Origin of the sequence: Phaeodactylibacter luteus (assembly GCF_007993045.1) — a bacterium.
Classification (GTDB): Bacteria; Bacteroidota; Bacteroidia; order Chitinophagales; family Saprospiraceae; genus Phaeodactylibacter; species Phaeodactylibacter luteus.
Genome location: NZ_VOOR01000241.1, coordinates 1 through 331, shown reverse-complemented (window position 1 = coordinate 331; position 331 = coordinate 1). Strand labels below are relative to the sequence as shown.

Annotated in this window: 1 protein-coding gene; it reads left to right on the top strand. The window is 50.8% G+C overall.

All coding sequences use genetic code 11. From position 1 onward, the window contains the following. The coding region (locus FRY97_RS22145; RefSeq protein WP_211356968.1) for a PD-(D/E)XK nuclease family transposase at nucleotides 1-331 on the top strand (331 nt) is incomplete at both ends.

The window sequence follows — 331 nt, the reverse complement described above, 5'->3', positions numbered from 1 at the left end:
GTTCATCGTCGAGCTCCAAAAAGCTCGGCAGAACTTCTTCCGAGACCGCAGCATCTATTATGCCTCCTTCCCTATTCAAGAGCAGGCCCAAAAAGGCGATTGGGACTACCGCCTTCAGCCCGTATATACCGTCGGCATCCTCGACTTCATCTTCGACGACCACAAAAACGAAAAACAGCTCCTGCACCTTGTCGAGCTCAAAGACCAGCTGTGCAGGGTCTTCTACGACAAGCTCAAGTTTATCTATATCGAGCTGCCAAAGTTCCGGAAAACTCAAGCTCAGCTGAACACCCAGTTCGACAAGTGGCTCTTCGTTTTCCGCCACCTTTCA